This is a genomic window from Chloroflexota bacterium, assembly GCA_018829775.1.
GTDB lineage: Bacteria > Chloroflexota > Dehalococcoidia > Dehalococcoidales > RBG-16-60-22 > E44-bin89.
In genome coordinates this window covers 1-6937 of record JAHJTL010000001.1, presented here as the reverse complement: position 1 = coordinate 6937, position 6937 = coordinate 1, and the positions used below count along the sequence as shown (strand labels likewise).

Genomic DNA, 6937 nt, shown 5'->3' with positions numbered 1-6937 from the left:
TACCTCGTCGCCCGGCTGGGCCATTACGTTGCTCAGAATACCCGAAGTTTCGGCTTCAAGTTCGAAGGAAGTCTTTTCGCTCTCAATCTCCAGAATGATTTCCCCTTTTTCCACCTGCTCTCCCTCATTCTTGAGCCAGCGGACGATTTTGCCGCTGGTCATTGCCTCGTCAAGTTTGGGGAAGATTACGGCCACAGCCATACTGGTACCTCCACTGTTCTTCTATCGCTGGTTGACTTATTTGCCCATCATCTCCAGGGCAGCCGCCCTGATTTTTTCCGGATTGACCAGGATGTACTGTTCCTGTCCGGGATTGAAGGATACCGGTGAATCAAGTGAGGCAACCCGCCTGATAGGCGCGTCCAAGTAATCGAACGCCTTCTCGCCGATAAGGGCGGCGATCTCAGCACCGAAGCCGCCGGTGCGGCAGGCCTCATAGACCACCATCGCCTTGCTTGTTTTCTGCACCGAGCTTATGATGATTTCCTCGTCAAGTGGCTTCAGCGTCCTTATGTCGACCACCTCAACATCGATACCGTCCTTGACGAGTTCTTCCGCGGCTTCCAGGGCGAAGTTGACGCAGCGCGAGTAGGTGATGATGCTAATGTCCTTGCCCTCGCGCTTGATATCCCCTTTACCTAGAGGAATAAGATACTCCTCTTCCGGAACCGGACACGATTCACCATACAGCTTTTTGTGCTCGATGAAGATAACCGGGTTGTCCTCCCTGATGCTGGTCTTGAGCAGGCCCTTGGCGTCGTAAGCATTGGAGGGCATGACCACGTAGAGGCCCGGGATATGGGCGAAGATGGCCTCGAGGGATTGGGAGTGATGGGGTCCGGCGGCCACCCCGCCGCCCCCCTGCGTCCGGATGACCACCGGTACCTTGACCATGCCGCCGGTCATGTATCTGAGCTTGGCGATCTGGTTGATAATCTGGTCGGCGGCGATGAAGGAGAAATCGATGTACATGATTTCCGCCACCGGCCGCATGCCCACCAGCGATGCTCCCAGCGCGGCACCGGCAATGGCGGCCTCGGCCAGGGGCGTGTTTCGGATACGCTCGTGACCGAACTCCTCCAGCAATCCCTGGCTTACCTTATAGGAACCGCCGTACTCGGCGATTTCCTCTCCCATCATGAAAACTTTGGGGTCGCGCTTCATCTCTTCACGGAGCGCTTCCCGCAGTGCTTCTCGAAAGGTTAACTCTCGCATGCTTCCCCCTTTATCTATCAGGCGTAAATGTCTTCCAGTGCTTCTTCAGGCGCAGGCTCGGGGCTTTCCTGGGCGAACTTTACCGCCTCATCCAGCTCCCGAAGCACATTGTTTTCGATTTCATCAAGCTCGGCGTCCGTGGCCGCCTTGTTCTGTACCATCTGCTGGCGCAGTCGCTTGATGGGGTCCTTTTTCTTCCACTCCTCAACTTCTTCCTTGGGCCGGTAGCTGGTGCCGGGGTCACCCATGTGGTGGCCGACGGTCCGGTAGGTGTTCCCAACGATGAGTATGGGCCCCTCTCCCTTGCGACATTTTTCAATCGCTTCTCTGGCCACTTCAGCAACGGCAATGGCATCATTCCCGTCCACAGTAATGCCGGGAATTCCGTAGCCTTTGGCGCGGTCGGCAATATCGGTCAGGCGGGTGTAATCACGGGTGGGTGTGCTCTGCTGGTATTGATTGTTCTGGCAGACGAAGAGCACGGGCAGGGACCAGGCCGTGGCCAACCCCATGCCTTCATGGAAGGCGCCCGAGTTGGTCGCGCCGTCGCCAAAGAAGGCGACCATTATGCTGTCCAGGCCCTGCATCTTGAGAGCGGCACCGACGCCGGCGGCAATGGGAATGCCGTCGCCAACAATCCCTGTGGCACCGAGGATATTGCGTGACACATCGGCGATATGCATTGAGCCGCCCTTGCCCTTGCAGTACCCGGTCTTTTTGGCAAAGAGCTCGGCCATCATCCGGTCGAGCTGTGCCCCCTTGGCGATGATATCGCCGTGACCGCGGTGGGTGGTGATGGTATAGTCATCTTCACGGAGGAAGGCGCAGACTCCCGCCGGGATGGCTTCCTGCCCGATGGAGGAGTGGACAAAGCCGGGCAGACCCTTGCGGTACTCGGTTATGGCCCTCTCTTCGAAGAACCTGATTTTCACCATGTTGGTGTATATCTCTTTCAGTTTGGCAGCGTCTATTTCCGGCATACCTTTCCTCCTCTGATATTACAGTGGGATAAAATTCCACAGTTAGACTACCATACTGCGGTTTGCAGGGTCAAGGTTGAGTCGAGCGCACTCCGAGTGTCAATCATTGGTATATCTATCGGTAATATATGGCTTCGTAACCTTGCGGACTTTTAGGTGAGAAAGGTATAATCCTTTTTAGCCCATTTTAATGTGAATAACTTTCAAGGAGGTACATTAATGAAAATCACCGACCTGCGCGTTTTCCAGACCCAGGGCGCACATGCCAACTGGACTTTTGTGAAACTCTATACCGATAGTGGCCTTACCGGCGTCGGGGAAGCCAGCCTGGAGCGCTTTAACGACATCGTGGCCAAAGCAGTCGAGTCGTTGAGGGACTTCCTTATCGGCAAAGACCCTTTCCAGGTTGAATATATCTGGAATTCCATCTACAAGAGCACCTTCTGGCACGGCGGGGTCATCGTGCTCAGCGCGCTCAGCGCGGTGGAGCAGGCGCTGTGGGATATCAAGGGGAAGGCGCTCGGCGTGCCCATTTACGAGTTCTTCGGCGGCAAGCTCAGGGACAAGGTGAGGGCCTATGCCAATGCCTGGGCCTTCCAGAAAATAGTAACCCAGATGACCGCTGAAGATACGCCGGATTCAATTGCGGAAAACGCGCTGAAAATGGTGGAGAAGGGATTTACCGCCATGAAGTGGGACCCCTTCCGCGAGGGTGGGCAGGTCATCCCCAAGTCGGAGGAGGAGTTTGCCATCGCCTCCGTCAAGGCGGTGCGGGAGGCGGTGGGGCCTTCGGTGGACCTGCTCGTCGAATGCCACGGACGCTTCAACATGCACAGCGCCATCCGCATGGCGCAGAAACTGGAGCCATTTGACCCTTTCTTCTACGAGGAACCCATCCCGCCGGATAACATCGACGCCATGGCTGAGGTTCAGCGGTCGATAAACCTGCCCGTGGCCACGGGCGAGCGCCTCTTTACCCGCTGGGAGTTCCGCGTTCTACTGGAGAAACAGGCGGCGCGCATCATCCAGCCTGACATCTGCCACGTGGGCGGTTTTATGGAGCTGAAGAAGGTGGCCGCCATGGCCGAGGCCTACTATGTGTCCGTCCAGCCCCATAATTCCAACGGCCCCCTCTGCGTGCTGGCAAGCTTGCATCTTGATGCCAACATCCCCAACGTGCAGTTCCAGGAATTCTTCTACCCCTATCTCGACCTCTACAACGAGATGCTCACCGAGCCTATTAAGTATCAGAATGGCTATCTAGAAATCCCCACTGGACCCGGCCTGGGCTCGGACATCAATGAGGAGTTCATCCTCAAACGGCCCCCAGTACCCCAACCTCAATTAGCCACCTGGATAGGTTCTTACTGGTAGGAACGGAATCAGGAGAGTGTGATGTTGATACAGGGAAATTACCGGTGGGATGAGACTACGGAAATCCTTATCCTGGGGTATGGGCTTTCCGGCGCAGTGGCGGCGGTCACCGCCCATGACCTGGGTACTCGTGTCATCCTCGTTGAGAAGCAGTCCGCCGAGACACACTGCACTGCCAGCAGCGTCGCCATGGGCGTGTTCTTATCGCCCTCCAATATTGAGCGCGCTATCGAGTATATGACCGCACTGTGCCAGGTAGGCAGTCAGCCGGGGCTATCGTGGACAGATGCGGATACCATAAAAGCCTGGGTCGCCTATACTTCGCAGAACAAAGACTGGCTCACCCGTTTGGGCGGCAATATTAAATATTTCTCCAATGCCGCTGAATTTCCCCAGCTTCCCGGTGCCGACAGCATGGAGCTGTGGAAGTACCAGGGCAACGGCTTCCGCATGATGAAGTTCATGTATGACCAGGTTGCCTCGCGAAAGATAGATGTGCGATATCAGACATCAGCCGTGCGGTTGTTGGCCGACAATACCGGGAGAGTAATGGGTGTGAAAGTAACTAGCTGTCGCGGTAGTACCCCGCGAGAAGTGAATATCAGGGCCACCAGGGCGGTGATTTTGTGCACCGGTGGCTTTGAGGAAAACGAAGCGATGAAGCTGCAATACCTCCGCGTTTACCCGATGTACTTCACCGGTGGCACCGGCAATACGGGCGATGGCATCCGGATGGCCCAGGAGGTTGGCGCCGACCTCTGGCATATGAACTGCGTTGCGGCGCGGCTCTGTGCCAAGTTCGCGGATATTTCCCTCGGCGTCTTCATTGACTTCAGCGGTGGCGGCTGGAGCCAGCGCTCGATGAAAACGGAAAAGGAAAGAGCACCGGCCGGCTTTATCATCGTTGACAGGTATGGCCGCCGCTACATGACCGAGGAACTGAAACCGCATGCGGCTGCCTATGAGTGCGGCTGGTTCGACTCCCACAAGCTGGAATATCCACGCGTGCCGAGCTACCATATCTTTGACCAGCGCAGGGTTAAATTCGGCCCGCTGGCCCAGCGGTCGAGCGGTCCCACCGGCCCGCACCAGCTCTACAAATGGAGCTGGGACAACCTCACCGAGCTGCGGAAAGGGTGGATTGTGAAGGGGGACACGGTTGCTGAACTTGCTGCCAACCTGGATATGCCACCGGAAAATCTGACAAATTCCATTGATACCTGGAACCGGTATTGCCAGGCGGGCCGCGACGCTGAATTCGGCCGCAGCCCGCTTGAGCTCGTGCCGCTGGATGAGCCGCCGTTCTTTGCCATCAAGCTGTTCCCCGGCGGGTCAAATACCCAGGGTGGCCCGAGGCGGAACGGCCGGGCGCAGGTACTCAACCCGTTCGGTGAGCCGATTTCAGGCCTTTATGCAGCCGGGGAGTGTGGTTCGGTATTCGGTATGTTATACCCCGCTGGCGGCGGCAACCTTGCGGAATGCATCGCCTTTGGCCGTATCGCCGCAGAGAATGCCGTTAAAGAAAGTTATCACAAAGTCTGAAAGGAGGAAAATACGTGAAACAGGCAGAACTCAAAGGAAAGGTACAGACGGTACTGGGGGTGATAGAACCCTCGGAGATGGGCATCACGTTGCCCCACGAGCACCTCATCTGCGACGCGACGACCTGGCACTACGCAGCGGACGAGGCTACGGAACGGAAATGGGCCCGTCATCCGGTGACCATCGATACCCTCTGGTGGATACGCTACCATCCTTTCCAGAACTTGGATGACCTTCAGCTTATGGATGAAGAACTGGTGATTGATGAGGTCCTGCGCTACAAGGCTTTGGGTGGAAAATCGATTGTGGAGCTCACGGTGCGGGGACTTTATCCCGACCCCAAGGCAGTGGCCCGAATCGCCCGAATGACCGGTGTGAATATCGTTATGGGCACCGCTTATTACGTGGAGTCTTCGTATCCGGCGACCGGGGTCGATGTCAACGCCAAAAGCGAGGAAGAAATCGCCGAGGAATTTGTCAAAGACGTTTTCGAGGGCTTCGGCAACACCGGGATACACGCCGGGCTTATCGGTGAAATCGGTTGCTCCTGGCCATTCACCGAAAATGAGCAGAAAGTGGTTCGTGCTGGCGCGCGGGCGCAGAAGGTTACCGGCGCTGCGGTCAACATTCATCCCGGCCAGAATGAAATGGCGGCCATGGAGTGCGTCAAGGTACTGGACAAAGCGGGCGCTGACCTCAGCCGCGTGGTTATGAGTCATTGTGACCGTGCGGTGAGGGAGCCGGCGAATCGCGTTGAGCTGGCCAAGACCGGCTGCACGCTGGAGTACGACCTGTTCGGCCGGGAAGGCTACTATCCCACCCGTTTCCGGGTGCTGGATGTTCCCAACGACGCCCAGCGCATCAACGAGATAAAAGAGCTGGCCGATAAAGGTTTCCAGAAACAGCTTTTTATCTCGCACGACAATTACACCAAAAGCTCGCTCTGCCGTTACGGCGGCTGGGGCTACGGACACATCCTGCGGGATGCCGTGCCGGTGATGAAAATCAAGGGGCTCTCTCAGGCGCTTATCGATACCATAATGATTGAAAATCCAAAGCGAATGTTCGCCTTTGTATAAATAGAGAAGGAGGAAGAGCATGAGCAGCAGGAAAAAAGCGGCGGTGCCGGTGCTGGCCTGGTACGGCGATGAGGAACTGGAAATCGATTTCCCGGAGTCGTGGGACGTTACCATATGCAAGATGAAAGGGCACGACGCGCCACCTCTATCCGATACCCAGATAAAGAAAGCTTTCGCCAGCCCCATTGGCACCAGGACGATAAAGGAACTGGCCAAAGGTAAAAAAGAGGTGGCCATCCTCTTCGATGACCTTTCTCGCCCGACGCCATCGGCGATGCTGATACCGTACATTCTGGAAGAACTGGCCGAGGCAGGAATCCCCGATGATAACATCCGCTTCATTGCCGCCATCGGTGCGCACGGCACGATGAACGGCATAGACTTCAGGAAGAAGCTGGGCGATGATGTTATGTCGCGGTTCCTGGTCTACAATCACAACCCGTATGAGAACTGCACGCCTCTCGGGGTGAGCAAGTACGGAACACCGATAGAGGTAAATAGCGAGTTCGTTGCCTGCGACCTGAAAATAGGCATCGGTGCCATCGTGCCGCACCCCTATGGCTTTGGCGGCGGCTGCAAGGTCATCCTGCCCGGTGTCGCCTCCATGCAGACCATTGCCTCCAACCACAACCGGCTGGTGTTCGACCCTTCGGTGGCCATAGGCAAGCTGCGGGAAAACGTAATCCTTGAGGACATCATTGAGGCCGCCAGGATGGCCCGACTTGATGTCAAGGTGGACGCCATCGT

7 protein-coding genes are annotated in these 6937 nt (G+C 56.5%); 4 read left to right on the top strand and 3 right to left on the bottom strand.

The genetic code is table 11. From position 1 onward, the window contains the following. The 3 genes from KKD83_00035 to KKD83_00025 all read right to left on the bottom strand — a co-directional run. A partial coding sequence (locus tag KKD83_00035) for a biotin/lipoyl-binding protein (protein MBU2534541.1) occupies window positions 1-201 on the bottom strand: 201 nt, incomplete at its 3' end. A 36-nt stretch (window positions 202-237) separates the two neighbouring features. Then, window positions 238-1215, bottom strand: a complete 978-nt coding sequence (locus tag KKD83_00030; protein ID MBU2534540.1) for an alpha-ketoacid dehydrogenase subunit beta — start codon at window positions 1213-1215, stop codon at window positions 238-240. 17 nt (window positions 1216-1232) lie between these two features. Beyond that, window positions 1233-2195 (bottom strand): thiamine pyrophosphate-dependent dehydrogenase E1 component subunit alpha, encoded by a 963-nt coding sequence (locus KKD83_00025; protein ID MBU2534539.1) that lies wholly within the window; start codon window positions 2193-2195, stop codon window positions 1233-1235. Between the two features lie 219 nt (window positions 2196-2414). Here KKD83_00025 and dgoD point away from each other — a divergent pair, with 219 nt between their 5' ends. The 4 genes from dgoD to KKD83_00005 all read left to right on the top strand — a co-directional run. After that, window positions 2415-3569, top strand: a complete 1155-nt coding sequence (gene dgoD, locus KKD83_00020; GenBank protein MBU2534538.1) for a galactonate dehydratase — start codon at window positions 2415-2417, stop codon at window positions 3567-3569. A gap of 21 nt (window positions 3570-3590) precedes the next feature. After that, entirely contained in the window at window positions 3591-5111 is a 1521-nt protein-coding gene (locus KKD83_00015) for an FAD-binding protein (protein MBU2534537.1), read from the top strand. Between the two features lie 14 nt (window positions 5112-5125). Next, window positions 5126-6190, top strand: coding sequence for an aryldialkylphosphatase (locus tag KKD83_00010; protein MBU2534536.1), 1065 nt, complete (start codon window positions 5126-5128; stop codon window positions 6188-6190). Window positions 6191-6209: 19 nt separating this feature from the next. Further along, window positions 6210-6937 (top strand): DUF2088 domain-containing protein (locus tag KKD83_00005; GenBank protein MBU2534535.1); only part of this gene is annotated, 728 nt, incomplete at its 3' end.

Coding starts and splice junctions, on each gene's coding strand:
- KKD83_00015 (MBU2534537.1), top strand. CDS start 3,591: ATGTTGATACAGGGAAATTACCGGTGGGATGAGACTACGGAAATCCTT.
- KKD83_00030 (MBU2534540.1), bottom strand. CDS start 1,215: ATGCGAGAGTTAACCTTTCGAGAAGCACTGCGGGAAGCGCTCCGTGAA.
- dgoD (MBU2534538.1), top strand. CDS start 2,415: ATGAAAATCACCGACCTGCGCGTTTTCCAGACCCAGGGCGCACATGCC.
- KKD83_00025 (MBU2534539.1), bottom strand. CDS start 2,195: ATGCCGGAAATAGACGCTGCCAAACTGAAAGAGATATACACCAACATG.